At 57.0% G+C, this 16838-nt stretch carries 16 protein-coding genes and 1 pseudogene; 6 read left to right on the top strand and 11 right to left on the bottom strand.

The window, feature by feature from the left end; genetic code table 11:
• The first annotated feature begins 27 nt into the window (after nucleotides 1-27).
• Entirely contained in the window at nucleotides 28-915 is an 888-nt protein-coding gene (locus tag SULPSESMR1_RS16250) for a DMT family transporter (RefSeq protein WP_240311424.1), read from the top strand.
• Here SULPSESMR1_RS16250 and pncB read toward each other — a convergent pair.
• Both pncB and pncA read right to left on the bottom strand, forming a co-directional pair.
• Complete coding sequence (pncB, locus tag SULPSESMR1_RS16245) at nucleotides 912-2204, bottom strand: nicotinate phosphoribosyltransferase (RefSeq protein WP_089422372.1); 1293 nt, start codon at nucleotides 2202-2204, stop codon at nucleotides 912-914. The two genes, SULPSESMR1_RS16250 and pncB, sit on opposite strands and share 4 nt — an antisense overlap.
• 256 nt (nucleotides 2205-2460) lie before the next feature.
• Nucleotides 2461-3066, bottom strand: a complete 606-nt coding sequence (pncA, locus tag SULPSESMR1_RS16240) for a bifunctional nicotinamidase/pyrazinamidase (RefSeq protein ID WP_157729032.1) — start codon at nucleotides 3064-3066, stop codon at nucleotides 2461-2463.
• A 186-nt stretch (nucleotides 3067-3252) separates the two neighbouring features.
• Here pncA and SULPSESMR1_RS16235 point away from each other — a divergent pair, with 186 nt between their 5' ends.
• On the top strand, nucleotides 3253-4182 hold the full coding sequence (locus SULPSESMR1_RS16235) for a rhodanese-related sulfurtransferase (RefSeq protein ID WP_089421808.1): 930 nt from the start codon (nucleotides 3253-3255) through the stop codon (nucleotides 4180-4182).
• Here SULPSESMR1_RS16235 and SULPSESMR1_RS16230 read toward each other — a convergent pair.
• Nucleotides 4179-5399 carry an MFS transporter gene (locus SULPSESMR1_RS16230; protein ID WP_089422371.1) on the bottom strand — a complete coding sequence of 407 codons (1221 nt, stop codon included), beginning with the start codon at nucleotides 5397-5399 and terminating at the stop codon, nucleotides 4179-4181. The two genes, SULPSESMR1_RS16235 and SULPSESMR1_RS16230, sit on opposite strands and share 4 nt — an antisense overlap.
• Before the next feature lie 160 nt (nucleotides 5400-5559).
• Here SULPSESMR1_RS16230 and SULPSESMR1_RS16225 point away from each other — a divergent pair, with 160 nt between their 5' ends.
• Together SULPSESMR1_RS16225 and SULPSESMR1_RS16220 are read left to right on the top strand one after the other, a co-directional pair.
• Nucleotides 5560-6357 (top strand): flagellar motor protein MotB, encoded by a 798-nt coding sequence (locus SULPSESMR1_RS16225; RefSeq protein ID WP_089421807.1) that lies wholly within the window; start codon nucleotides 5560-5562, stop codon nucleotides 6355-6357.
• Nucleotides 6358-6471: 114 nt separating this feature from the next.
• A pseudogene (locus tag SULPSESMR1_RS16220) lies at nucleotides 6472-7734 on the top strand (flagellar hook protein FlgE); the annotation flags it as partial.
• On the opposite strand, the gene SULPSESMR1_RS25465 reads toward SULPSESMR1_RS16220, so the two are convergent.
• The 3 genes from SULPSESMR1_RS25465 to SULPSESMR1_RS16210 all read right to left on the bottom strand — a co-directional run bounded on the left by SULPSESMR1_RS25465 (nucleotide 7698) and on the right by SULPSESMR1_RS16210 (nucleotide 8707).
• A complete protein-coding gene (locus SULPSESMR1_RS25465) occupies nucleotides 7698-7832 on the bottom strand; it encodes a hypothetical protein (protein ID WP_240311479.1) in 135 nt (44 codons plus the stop codon). The pseudogene SULPSESMR1_RS16220 and the gene SULPSESMR1_RS25465 sit on opposite strands and share 37 nt — an antisense overlap.
• Nucleotides 7833-8073: 241 nt before the next feature.
• Entirely contained in the window at nucleotides 8074-8433 is a 360-nt protein-coding gene (locus SULPSESMR1_RS16215) for a hypothetical protein (protein ID WP_089421805.1), read from the bottom strand.
• Nucleotides 8423-8707, bottom strand: a complete 285-nt coding sequence (locus SULPSESMR1_RS16210; RefSeq protein ID WP_089421804.1) for a rod-binding protein — start codon at nucleotides 8705-8707, stop codon at nucleotides 8423-8425. The genes SULPSESMR1_RS16215 and SULPSESMR1_RS16210 overlap by 11 nt, the downstream gene beginning before the upstream one ends.
• A 114-nt stretch (nucleotides 8708-8821) precedes the next feature.
• Between SULPSESMR1_RS16210 and SULPSESMR1_RS16205 the strand changes: the two genes are divergently transcribed.
• Together SULPSESMR1_RS16205 and SULPSESMR1_RS16200 are read left to right on the top strand one after the other, a co-directional pair.
• A complete protein-coding gene (locus tag SULPSESMR1_RS16205) occupies nucleotides 8822-10531 on the top strand; it encodes a flagellar hook-length control protein FliK (protein ID WP_157729031.1) in 1710 nt (569 codons plus the stop codon).
• 11 nt (nucleotides 10532-10542) lie between these two features.
• Nucleotides 10543-11235 (top strand): flagellar hook capping FlgD N-terminal domain-containing protein, encoded by a 693-nt coding sequence (locus tag SULPSESMR1_RS16200; protein WP_089421802.1) that lies wholly within the window; start codon nucleotides 10543-10545, stop codon nucleotides 11233-11235.
• Here SULPSESMR1_RS16200 and SULPSESMR1_RS16195 read toward each other — a convergent pair.
• The 5 genes from SULPSESMR1_RS16195 to SULPSESMR1_RS16175 all read right to left on the bottom strand — a co-directional run bounded on the left by SULPSESMR1_RS16195 (nucleotide 11232) and on the right by SULPSESMR1_RS16175 (nucleotide 16793).
• Nucleotides 11232-12557 carry a UDP-glucose dehydrogenase family protein gene (locus SULPSESMR1_RS16195; RefSeq protein ID WP_089421801.1) on the bottom strand — a complete coding sequence of 442 codons (1326 nt, stop codon included), beginning with the start codon at nucleotides 12555-12557 and terminating at the stop codon, nucleotides 11232-11234. The genes SULPSESMR1_RS16200 and SULPSESMR1_RS16195 overlap by 4 nt on opposite strands.
• Nucleotides 12558-12665: 108 nt before the next feature.
• Entirely contained in the window at nucleotides 12666-13979 is a 1314-nt protein-coding gene (locus SULPSESMR1_RS16190) for an NAD(P)/FAD-dependent oxidoreductase (RefSeq protein ID WP_089421800.1), read from the bottom strand.
• Nucleotides 13976-14794, bottom strand: coding sequence for an ABC transporter permease subunit (locus tag SULPSESMR1_RS16185; RefSeq protein ID WP_089421799.1), 819 nt, complete (start codon nucleotides 14792-14794; stop codon nucleotides 13976-13978). Before SULPSESMR1_RS16185 ends, SULPSESMR1_RS16190 begins: the two co-directional genes overlap by 4 nt.
• Nucleotides 14791-15666: an ABC transporter permease subunit gene (locus tag SULPSESMR1_RS16180; protein ID WP_198362812.1), complete on the bottom strand. Its 876-nt coding sequence runs from the start codon at nucleotides 15664-15666 to the stop codon at nucleotides 14791-14793. Before SULPSESMR1_RS16180 ends, SULPSESMR1_RS16185 begins: the two co-directional genes overlap by 4 nt.
• Entirely contained in the window at nucleotides 15663-16793 is a 1131-nt protein-coding gene (locus SULPSESMR1_RS16175) for an ABC transporter ATP-binding protein (protein WP_421086560.1), read from the bottom strand. Before SULPSESMR1_RS16175 ends, SULPSESMR1_RS16180 begins: the two co-directional genes overlap by 4 nt.
• Nucleotides 16794-16838: the final 45 nt, after the last annotated feature.

Genomic DNA, 16838 nt, shown 5'->3' with positions numbered 1-16838 from the left:
CCGCGACCCTGACAGGACTGTGTCTTTGTGAAACGCGCCACCGATAAAACCGGCCATGCCATCGTGTTGAGCCTGATTGCTCTGACCTTGTTTGATGGCATGGGGCTGATCATCAAACTGCTGTCCGATCACTATTCCGCTGCCGAACTCAGTGCATGGCGTAATATCTTTGGCCTGATCCCTGCGCTGATCGCATTGGCAACATCACGGGCGTGGCACGCAAGCGGTCGCAGTCTCAAAATCCGGCAATGGAAGCTGGCGTTGGGACGGGGTGCCATTGTCACGATGGCTCAGTTGTTTTTCTATCTGTCTCTGGGACGTATGGAATTTGCCACCGCATCCACCATCACCTATGCCAACGCCCTTTTCATGACCGCACTTGCTGTGCCGTTGCTGGGCGAAGTTGTCGGCTGGGTGCGATGGAGCGCTGTAATGATCGGTTTTGTCGGGGTGGTGCTGGTGATGCAACCGGGAAGCGACACGTTCTCGACCGACGCGCTGTATCCTTTGGGGGCGGCACTGATGTATGCGCTGGTGGCCGTGACTGCGCGGATGTTCGACGAAGAGGTGCCCAGCCCACTGGTCAGCTTCTATTCGAATACGACTGCTGTTGTGGGATCAATCGTGCTGGCACTGGCACTGGGCGGGTTCAGCGCGGTCGCCAAGGCAGACATCCTGTGGTTGATGGCAATGGGGGCCTTCGGCGGCACGGCAGTGCTGATCATCGTGGTCAGCCAGCGGATGACGGAACAGGCCAATCTAGCCCCGTTTTCGTACTTCGGCATACCCTTCGCATTCCTGCTGGGCTGGTTGTTCTTCAACGAAACCCCGTGGGACGCGCTTTTCCCCGGCGCGATCCTGATCGCGGCGGGCGGGTTGCTGATTGTCTGGCGGGAGGGGCGAGAGGTGGTCTAAACCACCACCTCGACTTTGTCCTGCTCACCCACCCCGAACACCCGTTTGTAGCGATCAATCTCGGATTGTGGGCCCATCGCCTTGTTGGGGTTGTCCGACAGTTTGACCGTGGGCCGACCGTTGGCAGAAACGGCTTTGCACACCAGCGAGAACGGCGCCAACGCATCGTTGGGCACCAATCCACGGAAATCATTGGTCAGCAAAGTGCCCCAACCGAATGACGGCTGGACGCGCCCCCTGAACTGCTGTTGCAGCGCGATAATGCTGTCCACGTCCAGCCCGTCTGAGAAGATCACACGTTTTTGCGTGGGGTCTTCACCGCGGCTTTTCCACCAGTCAATGGCCACTTCGGCAGCGGCAGCGGGATCGCCGCTGTCGATGCGGATGCCGGTCCAGCCAGCCAACCAGCCGGGAGCGTTATCAAGGAATCCTTTGGTGCCGTAGGTATCGGGCAGAATAATGCGCAGGTTACCGTCATGTTCGTCGTGCCAATCGGACAGCACGTCATAGGGCGCACGGAACAGTTCTTCGTCGCTTTCGGCAAGAGCGGCGTAGACCATCGGCAACTCGTGGGCGTTGGTGCCGATCGCTTCCATCTCGCGGTGCATGGCGATCTTGCAGTTCGAAGTACCTATGAACTTTCCGCCCATGCCCTCCTGCATCGCCTGAACGCACCAGTCCTGCCAAAGGAACGAATGCCGTCGTCGCGTGCCAAAATCAGCAATACTCAGATCGTCCACCTCGCGCAGTGCTTCGATCTTTTCCCAAACGCGGGTCATGGCACGTGCATAGAGGATTTGCAGTTCGAACCGGTCCATCCCGTCCAGCACCGCGCGTCCGCGCAGCTCCATCAAGATCGCCAACGCGGGAATTTCCCACAGCATAACCTCGTGCCATTTGCCCTCGAAGGTCAATTCGTATTGGTCGCCCTTGCGTTCCAGATGGTAGGGCGGCAGGCGCAGGCCTTCGAACCATTCCATAAAGTCGGAACGGAACATCTGGCGCTTGCCATAGAAGGTGTTACCCCGCAGCCATGTGCTTTCGCCACGCGACAGCGACAGCGACCGCACATGGTCCAGTTGTTCGCGCAATTCGCCCTCGTCGATCAGATCGGCCAGCGGAATCGATTTTGTACGATTGATCAGCGAAAATGTAACTTGCGTGTCGGGTTTGTTACGAAAGATGCTTTGGCACATCAGCAGCTTGTAAAAGTCCGTGTCGATCAGCGAGCGAATGATCGGGTCGATCTTCCACTTGTGATTCCAGACGCGCGTGGCGATGTCGACCATATTGGAGTTCCTCAGACACTTCGCACCGTTCTGCCCGCTGCGCGTGTCCGAGGCAAGGGTGTGCGCAGTGCAAAGTGCCGTGCGCAGCTTGCCATCAACTTGTGATCCTGCGGCCATTTCAGTGCATGTTGGACCAAGGCCGAGCAAATGACCAAAATCACCAGCATCGCGGAACTACACAGGGTTCTGCCGCAGATTGAAGCTATATGAGAACCAACTACGAAAAGCGGTGGGCATGGCGCGGGGCTGAGTTACCTCAGGCCAGCGTCACGCCTGCCGCGTTCATCCCGTCAACGGCTGCAATAAGCGAGCCATCCAAATCAATGGCGCGGCACAGGTCCATTTGCACGGTCACGTCAAAGCCCAGTTTCGCCGCATCCACTGCCGAGAAGTTAACGCAAAAATCCGTAGCCAGTCCGACCATCGTCAGTTTCTTTATGCCACGGGTGCGCAAATAACCTTCCAGTCCGGTCGGGGTTTGATGGTCATTCTCGAAAAACGCCGAATAACTGTCGATGGCAGGATTGAAGCCCTTGCGGATCACCATATCTGCCCGGTCGGTGTTCAGATCGGCATGGAAAGCGCCGCCCGCGCTGCCCTGAATGCAATGCTCGGGCCACAAAACCTGCGGACCATAGGGCATTTGGATCAACGCAAAGGGGTCGCGCCCTTCATGCGACGAGGCAAAGGAAGAGTGTCCCGCCGGATGCCAGTCTTGCGTCAGTATCACAGCGTCGGCATCGTCCATCAGGGCGTTGATGCCAGGCACGATCAGATCGCCCTCGTTCACGGCCAGCGCGCCCCCGGGGCAAAAGTCGTTCTGGACGTCGATTACGATCAGGGCAATTTTGGAGGGTTGCATCATCTTCTCGCTGGCTTTCACGCTTGGACACAGGCGTAGCGACCATAGGTGCAACCGTCAACAAATGGTGCTAAGATAGCGCATGGTCGCAACCGCTGACTTTGCGGCTTTGGTCAACACAATTTAGGCATAGCAGATGTATTTGAGCGTCTTGATGCGCGCCGAGCAAGGGCGTATCTGACGGACATGTATATTATCGCCGCACTCTACCACTTCACCCGATTTGACGCGCCCGCCGCGATCAAGCCTGCTTTGCTGGACCTGTGTACCGCGCAGGAAGTCAAAGGTACGCTGCTGTTGGCGGGCGAAGGTATCAACGGCACAATTGCAGGCCCGCGTGCAGGCATCGATGCGGTGCTGGCGCATATTCGTGCGCTGCCCGGTTGTGACGGGTTGGAGTGGAAGGAAAGCACCTCGACCACGCCGCCCTTTGGCAAGATGAAAGTCCGGCTTAAACGCGAGATCGTGACAATGGGGCAGCCCGACGTCGATCCGACGGCGCGGACGGGCCATTACGTAGACACCGCCGACTGGAACGCGCTGATCACCCGCGATGATGTGGCGGTGATAGACACGCGCAACGACTACGAAGTGGCGATTGGCACCTTTGATGGTGCGATTGATCCGCAGACCACCAGCTTTGGCGAATTTCCCGCATGGTGGGAGGCAAACAAAGACCGCTTTCATAACAAGAAGATCGCGATGTTCTGCACGGGCGGGATTCGCTGCGAGAAATCCACCAACTATCTTTTGGGTCAGGGGATCGAGGATGTGTTTCACCTGAAGGGCGGCATTCTGAAATACCTTGAAGATGTACCCGAGCAGGACAGCACATGGAACGGAAACTGCTTCGTTTTTGACGGGCGGGTCAGCGTTGGCCACGGGCTTCGCGTGGGGCCACACATGCTGTGCCATGCCTGCCGTCGTCCGGTGCTGCCCGCAGATCAAACGCGCGCCGAATACGAAGCTGGCGTCAGCTGTCATCTGTGCATCAACGAGACATCAGAGGCGGACAAGGCACGTTTCCGCGAACGTGAGCGGCAGATCGAATTGTCACGCGCACGTGGCGAGGATCACCTGTCAGCGCCGATGGTCTCGGGCAAAAGCAAGGCTTAGGCTGCGACCAGCCCCGCCTTGCGCGGGCGCGACCGTGACAGCAGCCAGAGCATGATGCCGACGTTCAGCAGGTTGAAGGCAATGCCATTCCAGAAGGCCATCTGATAGCTGCCAGTCACGTCATAGATCCAGCCGGACATCCAGCCACCAATCGCCATACCCGCAATCGTTGCCATCAGCACAAACCCAACCCACGAACCTGCGGCCCGCGCTGGCATGTATTCGCGCACGATCAGCGCATAGCTGGGCACGATCCCGCCCTGCGACAGGCCAAAGATCAACGACACAACGTAAAGCGAGACCAACCCATCTGACGGAAGATAGAAGAACAGCGCCAGACATTGCAGCGCCGATCCGATCAGCAATGTGCGTACGCCGCCCAGTTGGTCGGCTATCATACCCGACACCAGCCGCGACGCGACACCGCCCAGCAGCATCAGCGATAACATCTCGGCCCCTGCCACGGGGCCATAGCCCAGATCGACGCAATAGCTTACGATATGCACCTGCGGCATCGACATGGCCACACAGCACCCTATACCCGCCAGCCCCAGCAGCATCGCAAGGTGGCGGGGGGCCAAGCCCACAGATTTGGCATTGCTGTCCGATGCGAATTGGGCGGCATTCTGCGCCTCTTCTGGGACACGGCGGCGCAGCAGCAATGCCAACGGGATGACGGTTGCCAGCGTGACCACAGCCAAAAATGTGTAAACACTTCGCCAGCCACTATCTGCCAGCAGACCTGCCAGAACCATTGGCCAGATTGCCCCTGACAGATAGTTGCCACTGGCGACGATGGCGACAGCAATGCCGCGGCGGCGCATGAACCAATGCGAAATGTCGGCGATCAGCGGGCCAAAGCCCACAGCCGAAGCCAGGCCAATCAGCAATTGCGCCGCGCTGAGCATCATCACCGATGTTGCGTACATCGCCAGACCATAGCCCGCCGCAATCCCGACCGCCGCCGCAATCAGCGACCCTGTCACCCCGAACCGGTCCACCGCACGACCAATCGCAAAGTTGCCCAGCGCAAAACCGACCATCGTCAGGGTGTAGGGCATCGACGCCTGCGCGCGCGTCAGGGCAAACTCGGCCTCGACCGCAGGCATGATCACGATCACTGCCCACATGCCAACATTGGCAATCATCGCTACGCCCAGCGTGATCAGCAGCCGCGTCCACGAATATTTGCTGTCCAGAACCGTAAGCTCAGCCATGTTTATCCCCTGTTGGCGCTTTTGGAGCATCAGCGCAGATCGTGCAGCCGAGTGCAACTGCCCTTGATGGTGCGGGTATTACCTACAATTGCGTTTGTTAAGTTGCTGGAAAGAGATGGATGTTAGCTCTGTTGTCGGGTGAATGAAAAGGGTGAGTGAGATGGCTGCGCAAGGCAATGCGGCGCCAATCATCATCAAACGTAAAAAGGTTGTAAGCGGCGGCGGGCACCATGGTGGTGCCTGGAAAGTTGCTTATGCGGACTTTGTGACCGCCATGATGGCCTTTTTTATGTTGATGTGGTTGTTGAACGCGACGACTGAAAAACAACGCAAGGGGATCGCGGACTATTTTACGCCGACGATCGCTATCAATCGGGTCTCGGGGGGCGGAAACGGGTCATTCGGCGGCAACAGCACCTTCGAAGAAGAGATGCTGCCCTTTAACGGTGCGCGCCCTGTGGCGGCAGCACGCCCCGCCACAAGAGCGCAAAGTGCCGAAACCGCAGACCTCAAATTGCTCGAATCCGAATTGTTGGGATATGGCGGCGAATCTGATGTGATGGAAAACGAGATGAAACACGTCATTACCAGATTAACGGATGAGGGTTTGGTGGTGGAACTGTTCGCCCTGCCTGATGCGCCATTGTTCAACGCGCAGACCGGTCAGCCGACGCGGCTGTTGCGCAAACTGGCGGGGGTGCTGGTACAAACCGCGAAATCAGTGAAAAACGACATAGCCGTAGGGGCCCACGTTCCCTCTCAACCCGTGGTGGCCGCCGATATTCAGGTCTGGGATCGGTCCAGCCAGCAGGCGACAGTAATGCGCCAGTTGCTGGATGACGCAGGGTTGGCGGCAGGGCGCGTGCAGCGGGTCACCGGCTATGCCGACCGCGAACCTGCCACGCTGGATCCGATGGATATACGCAACAACCGGATCAAGGTGACTTTCCTTAGGTGACCGCAGGGAGTGTTCTGAGCAAATAAAACGGATTTTATCTGTTAGTGCGGTGTTAAGCCCACCACGCCTATCTGTTGCATCAACTTTGTTCTGATGCAGCAGAAAGGCGTATCTATGACAATTTCTTCTTCGCTCAACGCAGGTATTGCGGGACTGCAATCCAACGCGACCCGGCTTGGGTCAATCTCGGATAACATCGCGAATTCCAGTACCTTCGGGTACAAACGTGTTGTTACGGATTTCAATTCACTGGTGCTGTCCAACGCGGGTGCGTCCTATACTGCGGGCGGCGTACGTGCGTCATCGCAGCGGTTGATCGATGAAAGTGGTTCGCTGGTCAGTACGTCAAATGCCACCGACCTTGCGGTGCGAGGGCGCGGCATGTTGCCCGTCGCGGCAAAATCCAGCCTAATTGCCGGCGTCAACAACGCCAAGATGATGCTGACCACCACCGGATCGTTCCGCATTGACCAAGACGGTTATCTGGCCAGCGAATCCGGCCTGTTGCTGATGGGGTGGCCTGCAAACATCGACGGTTCATTTCCGTCGTTCCCACGCGATACCAGTGACGGACTGGAACCGATCCGGTTTTCGCTGAATCTTAAGGGGGATCCGACCACCGAAGTGAACATGGGCCTGAACCTGCCCGCCACTTCGACCATTGCAGGGTCAGATGGCGAGGCGCAGAACCTGTCGGTGGAATATTTTGACAACTTGGGCACATCACAAAGCATCGCGCTGGAGTTTACACCAACAGTGCCGGCCACTGGCAGTTCGAACGAGTGGACCGTGACCATGCGCGATTCTGCGCAGGACGGTGCTGTGATCGGTGAATATGTCATCACTTTCAATGACACACGTTCAGACGGCGGCACCATTGCCTCGGTGACCACAACGACAGGGGGCGCCTATGATCCGGCCACGGGCCAGGTGATTGTTGAGGTCGCCAGCGGCCCGATCTCATTCAACATTGGAGCTGTGGGCGACAATCAGGGCATCGTGCAACTGTCAGACACGTTCGCACCCATTTCCATCGTAAAAGACGGCAGTCCGGTGGGCAACATGATCTCGGTCGAAGTTGATGCCAACGGTTTTGTAAAGGCGATCTTTGATACCGGAGTGACCAGCGTTCTTTACCAGATTCCGCTGGTGGACATGCCCAATCCGGGTGGCCTGATCTCGCTGGATTCGCAAACCTACAAACCCTCGGTCGAAAGCGGCCCTTATTTCCTGTGGGACGCGGGCGATGGCCCAACAGGTGACTTAAAATCCTATGCCCGCGAGGAATCGACCGTCGATGTAGCCACCGAACTGACCGATATGATCCGCACCCAGCGGGCCTATTCGTCGAATGCCAAGGTTATCCAAACCGTCGAGTTGTCCTTGGCCATCGAAATCGACTTGCCCGTCGAAATCTCGTCCTGCGTTTTCGACAGGTTGGTGTTGATGGATTTCAACGTTTGCAGCGCAACCATTGCGCTGGTGTTGGTATTGATGCTCGACATGAACATGTTCCTTATGTCGTGACGCTTTGCGCCAGGTTACGTCCCGCCCCCCGTTGGGACGGACAAAAAACAAGTCATTCTGACATTTGCATTTTTCAGCATCGCTGAGCTGCGCCACTCATTTCCCGAGTGCATGGACACCATCGCCGCCAAGCCCTAATGGAGTGCTAATTCGGGCACACCCATTTCATCGGATTTAAGTAAAACCACCTTAAGCGCGCTTTTCCACTGACCGGTTGGGGGTCAAGGCAACAGTCTTTTTCTTGCCTCGGGAATCATAGGTATCCAAGGCGCTTTGAATACGGTGCATCGCATCCAGCCGCCGCGTCACGGCACGCACCCCTTCCAGCGCCATATTCAGCAGTGACTGATTGCGCAAAACCTTGGCGTTCAGCGCTTCAAGCGCTGCGCGATCCGGCACATCCTGACCATTCAACCGCTCGATCAGTGTCTGTTTCAGATCCAATGTGCGTGCAATTCTGTCCAGATCGCCCGCAAGCACAGAAGCACGTTCCTGATCCAGCAGATCATCCAACGCGTTTACCGCGTCCTCTATTGTTTCATCCTTCATGGATTCGACCTTTCAATGCGTTGAACAGCGATTCACCAAGGCCAATGCCGCCTGCCGCAACCATTTTTTCGGCCTGCGCCTGCACCAGAAAGGACGAAAATTGTTCCTCGCCTGCGCCGCCGCCAAAGCTGTCGCGCGACTGGCCAAATCCTGCGGATTTCAGCATTTCGGCCAGAAAGCTTGCTTCGAGTTGGTCCGCGACAGCACGCAATTCCGTATCTGCACCGTGCGCGCGCAGTGTCGTACGACATGGCAAATCTGGTGTCACTTGCATCTTGATATCCCTTCAAATGCTTCACATTTTCCAGATCATTGCCCATGACCGGTAAAGAAGCGGTAACCATCGACAGGCATAAGACGGATACGTGGAAGAATTCCCGGAGGTCTCGTGCAGCTATTTCCCCTGATCCAGACAGACACGCCATCACAACATTGGTCCAACCCGTCAACGGTGGTTGATCCCGCTATCAGCTTCGCTGCGGCGTTTGAATTGCTTGCCAGTCCAATTACCAGAAACGAGCTCGAATTATCCGCGTTAGAGCCGAAAGAACCCACGTCAGAGACTGAAGAGCCTATTGACTCCCAGAGTCAGGAAAATCCTGCACAGCCTGAGGATCAAGCCTTTTCTGACATCGAAATGGCACCACCCGTCGCCACACACTTGCATGTGCGCGAACCCAAAGAAGCTGTGGAATCAAAAGCCGCCTTTCCCTCACAAGCGTCCCTTGGCATGCAATTGAGTGCTAATGCGACTTTGGGAGCAGCCAAAACCGCATCGACGCGCGGCAGTGATTCGATATCGCCAAATGTGGAAACAACTTTACCAGCCCGTGCCTTTGTTGCAGGAACCTCGTCTATCACCCACGCGAACCCTGCGATTGCCCAGTCGGAAACGGCAATTAAGAATTCAAAAGAGGATGCCACCGGAACGCAAGCCACCACGCTCGGCTTGGTCCGGTCTTCGGCAAATCCGATATCCGCGATTATCGCCGCTGGTCTGCGCCCGTTGGCCCAAAGCACTCAGGGTATTACTTTAACGGATGCGCAGGTTAATAACCTGACTCTATCTCCGTCGCAGGCGTCTCACTCCACGCCGCGTGACGCGACCGGCGCACACTTTCAGCAGACAAACATACCACCGGTTCAGCCCGCGTCCGGTCTGGAACCGTCAGCAGAGGTACAGATGCGTGTAGAAATTTCGCAAGCGTCCACCACTGCGACGCGCGCCTCACAGAGGTTGCAGCCTGATACGCATGCGCACAATCCGTTGCTGATGCAATTGCTTAACAAGCCAACTGCGAGCACACCCCAAACTGCTGAACAGATTACTTCAGGTACATCAACACCGCCTTCGGAAGAACATACAGCGCCGCCGCACAGAGGCACAGTCGCTGCGCTGCAACAAACGACCGCACCGCTCGACGCGCACGCCAGACGTGAACGCCATTTTGACATACATCAGGTCGAAAAGGCACGAAGTACGTCGACAGCGTTCCGGACCAATCGGGCGATTCCTGTCGCCCCTTCGCAGGCTCAGATTCAAAGCCGTATAACAGGCTCTCCTTCCCAACCGGGGGGGGTATTGGCAGAACTACATTCAACGGAGCCTGACCAGATCCTGCTTGCAGCAGAGAGTCGCCTTTCCAGTACGCATTCTGCATCGGCCAATGGCGCGCCCACGATGCCTGCGCCACAACATTTGCATGCTACAGTTGCCAAACAGATTGCGGACACACTGAAAACCAGCAGCGACCGGTCAATAGAACTTACGCTCAGCCCGGCGGAACTTGGCCGCGTCCGTATGTCTCTTTCGACCACAGACGCCGGAGTGTCGATAATCATCCATGCCGAGCGTCCTGAAACTTTGGACCTGATGCGTCGAAACATCGGCGAACTGGACCGCGAATTTACCGACATGGGTTACACGGATGTGGATTTCGCCTTTTCGGGTGGTGATGGTGCGCAAGATCAGCCGGACAACCCGTCGGGCAAAGGCTCCGGCACAACGGCCCCAGAATCGCCAATTGTTGCGACACACTCAGACGAGCGCCAAGGCGCGCTGCTTTCACCGGATTCCGCTATGGATCTCAGAATATAAGGGCCACCCGCATGAGTATTGCCTCCGTCACCGCGCAGGTCCAAGCGCAACAACAATCAAACGCCGGAGTAGTTTCTGACAAAGCCGCTTCTCTGGTGTCGTCAGATTTTGAAACATTCCTGAAAATGATGACCACTCAGGCACGTTTTCAAGACCCGCTGGAGCCGATGGACAGTTCGGATTACGCGGCCCAGTTGGCACAATTTTCGATGGTTGAACAACAGGTACAAACCAACGATCTGCTGAAGACGCTCAGTACTGCGCTGCAATTGGGTAGTACGACACAAACCAGTGTGGACGCGCTGTCTGGATGGATCGGGATGGAGGCGTTGTCATACGCCCCCGCCCACTTTGACGGCGCACCAGTGACGATCGCGCCCAACCCCTTGTCGGCTGCGGATTCTGCTTATCTGGTGGTTTACGATGCCCAAGGCAACGAAGTTCAGCGTCAGGGTATTCCAATTTCCCCTGATGGAGTGCAGTGGCACGGCGTTGCAGAGCTGAACGGGTCCACCTTCCCGCAGGGCAACTACACCTTTGAAATTGAAAGCTATCAGGGCGATCAGCTGTTGCTGACCGAACGCGCCCAAACTTATGGGCGCGTCACCGAAGCGCGGATCGAAGAAGGGCAGACGATTCTGATCCTGAAAGGTAACCTTGCCGTTCTGGCCGATGATGTAACTGGACTGCGCGCACCATCCTAGCGGTCGATACCGTAGTCCTCGCGGCCCACCGAGGTATAGGCCAGAAAACCGGCCCGCTTGGCGTCTTTTTGCGAATAGATGTTGCGCAGATCGGCCATTACCGGTGTTGTCATCCGTTTGACGATACGCTTGAGATCAAGCGCGCGGAATTCGTTCCATTCAGTCAGGATCACAACCGCATCGGCGTTCTGGGTCGCTTTATACACATCCTCGAACCAGTTGGCCCCCGGCAACAGCGCTTCGCCCTCGCGGCGACCTTGGGGGTCGACAATTCGCACCTTGGCACCCCCTCCGACCAGTGCCGGCACAATCGTCAATGAGGGGCTGTCACGCATGTCGTCCGTGTTGGGTTTAAACGTCACGCCCAGCACCGCAATGACTTTTCCATTCACACTGCCACCACACAGATCGATAACCTTGTCGATCATCCGTCGCTTGATCTCATCATTGACCTTAATCACCGTTTCGGTCAGCTGCATGGGCATCGAATGATCCTGCCCCATGCGGGCCAGCGCCTGCGTGTCCTTGGGAAAACAGCTGCCGCCATAGCCGGGGCCAGCATGCAAGAACTTGTTGCCGATGCGCCCGTCCAGCCCCATGCCCTGCGACACGGTTTTCACATCGGCGCCAGTGCGTTCGCACAGCGCAGCAATCTCGTTGATGAAAGTAATCTTGGTCGCCAAAAACGCGTTCGCCGCATATTTAATCATCTCGGCGCTTTCCAGATCAGTCGTCATGATCGGGAAGTCGCGCAGATAAAGCGGGCGGTAAATCTGGTTCATCACTTCGGCAGCACGGTCGTTCTGAACACCCACAACAACGCGGTCGGGGCGCATAAAGTCGTCAATGGCTGCACCTTCGCGCAGAAACTCAGGGTTGCTGGCGACATCGAATTCGGCGGTTGGATTGGCTTTGTGAACCGTCTTTTTAACCTGACGGTTGGTACCAACGGGCACGGTCGACTTCGTCACGATCACCGCGTAACCGGTCAACGCATCCGCAATCTCGGCCGCGGCAGCCATGACATAGGTCAGGTCTGCATGGCCATCCCCACGGCGTGTTGGCGTGCCGACGGCGATAAAGACAGCTTCGGCCCCGTCAACGGCGGTTTTCAGGTCTCCGGTAAAGGAAAGACGCCCAGCCGCCACGTTTTTGGCCATCAGATCATCAAGACCCGGCTCGTAAATGGGCACCTCGCCACGTTCCAGCAATTCGATTTTCTTGGGATCCTTGTCGACACAAACCACATCGTGCCCAAAGTCCGAGAAACACACTCCCGACACCAGTCCGACATAGCCGGTTCCGATCATTGCGATTTTCATGCTGGTTCCTCTGCTCTGCTTGTTGCGTTCGAGATGGAAGGTGCGATCCACCCTGTCAACTCTGCGGTAATTACGATCACGAAATAAGCCGCAAAAGACGCAGTTGTATCACAGATCGGCCAGCATAAAGCCCGCATAGGCGGCAGGCATGACCGCGCGTCTAAATTGACCCAACGGGAACCGTGAAAGCGGTTTCGCCATCGCCACCGGCACCTCGTCTTTGCCTGTGATCAACCTAGCCATTTTTTGGCCCGCATAGGTGCCCATCGCAACGCCATTCCCATGATAGCACAGACTGGCAAACAGACCCGGTTGGTTCGGCACAGCGCCGACAAACGGCAGCATATCGCGCGCAATGCACACCATGCCCGACCAACTGTGGGCGCTTTCGATATGGCGCCATGCGGGGAACATCGTCTCGAAATCACTGCGAACACGCCGACGGGCGCGGGCTTCGGCGGCGGGGTTCGAGGTCAGCCCACCGCGCATCCCGAACAGGAACCGCCCGTCCGGCATCTTGCGGAAATAGTGCAGCAGATTGCGCGTGTCATAGCAGGCCTGATCGCTGGTCCAGCCCGCGCAGACTTGCTCTTGCTGGGTCAGCGGGCGGGTGACGATAACGTTGGATTGGCTGGGCATATAGCGCCCGGCCAGCCAAGCGGGCAGATCATCCGAGGAATAGCCGTTGGTGGCGATCACTACCTGATCTGCTGTCACCTCACGGCCAGCAGTCAAAGACCAACGTTGCTTCTTTTTCAGTCTCTGCACAGGACTTTTGCCAAATATTCGCGCGCCCGCATCCCGAGCGGCAACAGCCAATCCGGCGACATATTTGCGCGGGTTCAAAGCAAAACCAATGGGGATAGTCAGCGCCCCATGAAATGGTCCGGCCAGGCCATGATCGGCCAAATCGTCAGCCGGAACCAGATTGCACGCTACACCGTGGTTTTCGGCTACGGCATCGGCAGCGCGACGCAGGGCATCCATATCCTTGGGCCGATGCGCCAGTTCCGTTTCACCCTGTGAATGGCGGTCGACGTGTATGCCGTGGGTCTGGGTGATCTGCTCGACCAGCGCAATAGCGTCGCGTTCAGCCTTGCGATACTCCAACCGCCCGTCGCGACCAAAGCGGCGATCCAGACCCGCGTCATCTATCCGCGCGCCCCCCAGACAGCAGAACCCACCGTTGCGACCCGACGCGCCCCAGCCAACGTATTCGGCCTCCAGAACCACGACGTCAACACCCGCTTGCGCAAGATCTAGGGCCGCCGACAGGCCGGTAAAACCGCCCCCGACGATCGCCACATCGCAGGTGATATCACCCTCTAACGCCGGAAAGTCAGGTAGATCACAGGTTTCGTCCCACCAACATCCATCACGCGGGCCGTTTCCATAGGCATAGTCTGCATAAATATGTTTCATGTGACGCGCTGCGCGGCCTGTTCTTCACGACGCACGCGCACGGCATGGCGTTTGGACATCAAAGACGCGGTAATCACACCAATCGTAACGATGCCGATCAGAATCGACGATAGAGCGTTGATCTCGGGCGATACGCCCAGCCGGACAGACGACCAGATTTTCATTGGTAGTGTGGTGGCCGACGGCCCCGTGGCAAAGGACGCGATAACCAGATCATCAAGGCTGAGCGTGAACGCAAGCAACCAACCAGATATAACCGCAGGCGCGATGATCGGTAGCGTCACCAACCGAAAGGCATTGAACTGCGATGCCCCAAGGTCCAACGCTGCCTCTTCCAACGAGCGGTCGAAGGTAGACAGGCGTGACGACACCACGACCGAAACGAAGCACATCGAAAAGGTGGTGTGCGCGAGAACGATAGTCATAACCCCACGGTCCATGCCGATGCCAATAAACAGTAACAGCAACGACAGGCCGGTGATAACTTCGGGCATTACCAATGGCGCATAGATCATGCCGGAAAACAGCGTGCGGCCCAGAAACCGACCACCACGCACCAGAACATAGGCCGCCATCGTGCCCAGAACCGTGGCGAGTGTCGACGACATCACGGCGACTTTCAGCGTAACCCAAGCGGCGTCCAGAAACGCCTCGTTCTGGATCAGGGTCCCGTACCATTTGGTCGAAAACCCCGCCCAGACTGTGACCAGCTTGGATTCGTTAAAGCTGAAGATCACCAGAATCAGCATTGGCAGGTACAAAAAGGCGAAGCCGAACGTCAGGCTGACGACATTGAACGGGCTGAGACGGTTCATTGTTCTGCCTCCTGCTGCCGCTGTTCGTTGCGCTGGAACAGGATGATCGGAATGATCAGGATCAATAGCAGTATTACAGCAACGGCGCTGGCCACGGGCCAGTCGCGGTTGGCAAAGAATTCCTCGAACAGAACCTTGCCGATCATCAATGTACCCGATCCGCCCAGCAATGACGGGATCACAAATTCGCCCAGCGCGGGGATGAACACCAGAAAACAACCCGCCACAATGCCGTTACGCGACAACGGGATCGTCACCAGCCAGAAGGCTTGCATCCGCGAACAGCCAAGGTCTTCGGCGGCTTCGATCAGGCTTTCGTCCAGCCGCTCGAGAGCGGCATAGATCGGCAGGATCATGAAGGGCAAATAGGTATAGACGATGCCGATATAGACCGCCCAGTTGGTGTTCAGGATGGTCAGCGGTTCGTTGATCACACCAATCCACAACAGCAGCTGGTTCAGGAACCCTTCGGTACTGAGGATTCCAACCCACGCGTAAACGCGGATCAGGAACGAGGTCCAGAACGGCAGGATCACCAGCATCATCAGTGTCGGGCGCCATTCTTCGGGCGCGCGAGCCATACCATAGGCCATCGGATAGCCGACCAGCAGCGTTGCAATGGTCGAGAAGAATGCGATTTGCAACGAGCTGACATAGGCTTTCCAATACAGATCATCCTGCGTCAGAAAGACGAAGTTTTCAAAATCCAGACCTGAAATCAGCGCGGCAAAGCCGTCTTTCATGGTTGGCGTGTAGGGCGGGATCGAAAGAGCGAAATCCGACAGTGAAACTTTGAAGACGATGGCGAAGGGCACCAGAAACAGTGCCAACAGCCAGAGATACGGCACCGCTATAAGGGCAAAGCGTCTCACGATACCAACAACACGCCGGCAGTGGCGCTCCAACTGAGCCAGACAGGGTCTTCCCATGTGTATGCACGGCGTGACACACGGCGTGTGTTGGCGGATTGCGCCTTAATCACCTGACCAGTGGGCAGTTCAACGTGATAGGTCGACAGATTGCCCAGATAAGCGATGTCCAGAACCTTGCCCTGCACTGCGTTTACGGCATCCGCTGGACACTCGGCGCTGATCGCGATTTTTTCGGGGCGGATCGCCAGAAATGCTTTTTGCCCGTCAGTGAAAGGCCGCACGCTGGTGGCGGTGACCGGTGCGCCGTTGCCCCAGTCAATGGCATAGCTTTCAGTGCCGTTGGGCTTGGCCGTACCTTCCAGAATGTTCACATCGCCGATGAAATCGGCAACGTAGACACTGTTTGGCACCTCGTAGATCTTCTCGGGGGTGGCCACCTGAATGATACGCCCCTCGTCCATCACGGCGACACGGCTGGCGACGGTCATCGCCTCTTCCTGATCGTGGGTCACGATGACAAAGGTGGTGCCGGTGGTTTCCTGAATGTCCATCAGTTCAAACTGGGTGTCCTGTCGCAGCTTTTTATCCAGCGCGCCCAACGGTTCGTCCAGCAGCAACAGTTTAGGCGCCTTGGCCAGCGACCGCGCCAGCGCCACTCGCTGACGTTGGCCCCCAGAAATCTGGTGTGGCTTGCGACGACCGAACTTGGAAAGACGGGTCAGCTTCAACATTTCCTCGACGCGGGCGGCAATGGCGTCTTTGGGCATGTCAGACCGGCGCAAACCAAAGGCAATATTGTCCCAGACTGTCAGGTGCGGGAACAGCGCATAAGACTGGAACATCATGTTCACGGCGCGCTTGTTCGGCGGCACACCCGCAATATCCTGCCCCGAAAGCAGGATAGAACCTTCTGTTGGTGTCTCGAAGCCCGCCAGCATCCGCATCATCGTGGTTTTACCACAACCCGAAGGGCCAAGCAGGGCAAAGAATTCTTTTTCGTAAATATCCTGAGTCAGGTTGTCGATCGCCACAAAGTCGCCAAAGCGCTTGGTCACGCCCACAAACTGAATCAGAGGCTTTTGCTGCGGATCATCCCAAGGGGCGAATACGGTCTGGGCCAAAATCATTCCTCACAGAAATCACAGAGAAGTTGGGGCGCGGTCCCGATGGCC

It is taken from the genome of Pseudosulfitobacter pseudonitzschiae, assembly GCF_002222635.1.
In the GTDB taxonomy this organism is placed as follows: Bacteria; Pseudomonadota; Alphaproteobacteria; order Rhodobacterales; family Rhodobacteraceae; genus Pseudosulfitobacter; species Pseudosulfitobacter pseudonitzschiae_A.
This window is presented reverse-complemented; position numbering and strand designations above follow the sequence as displayed.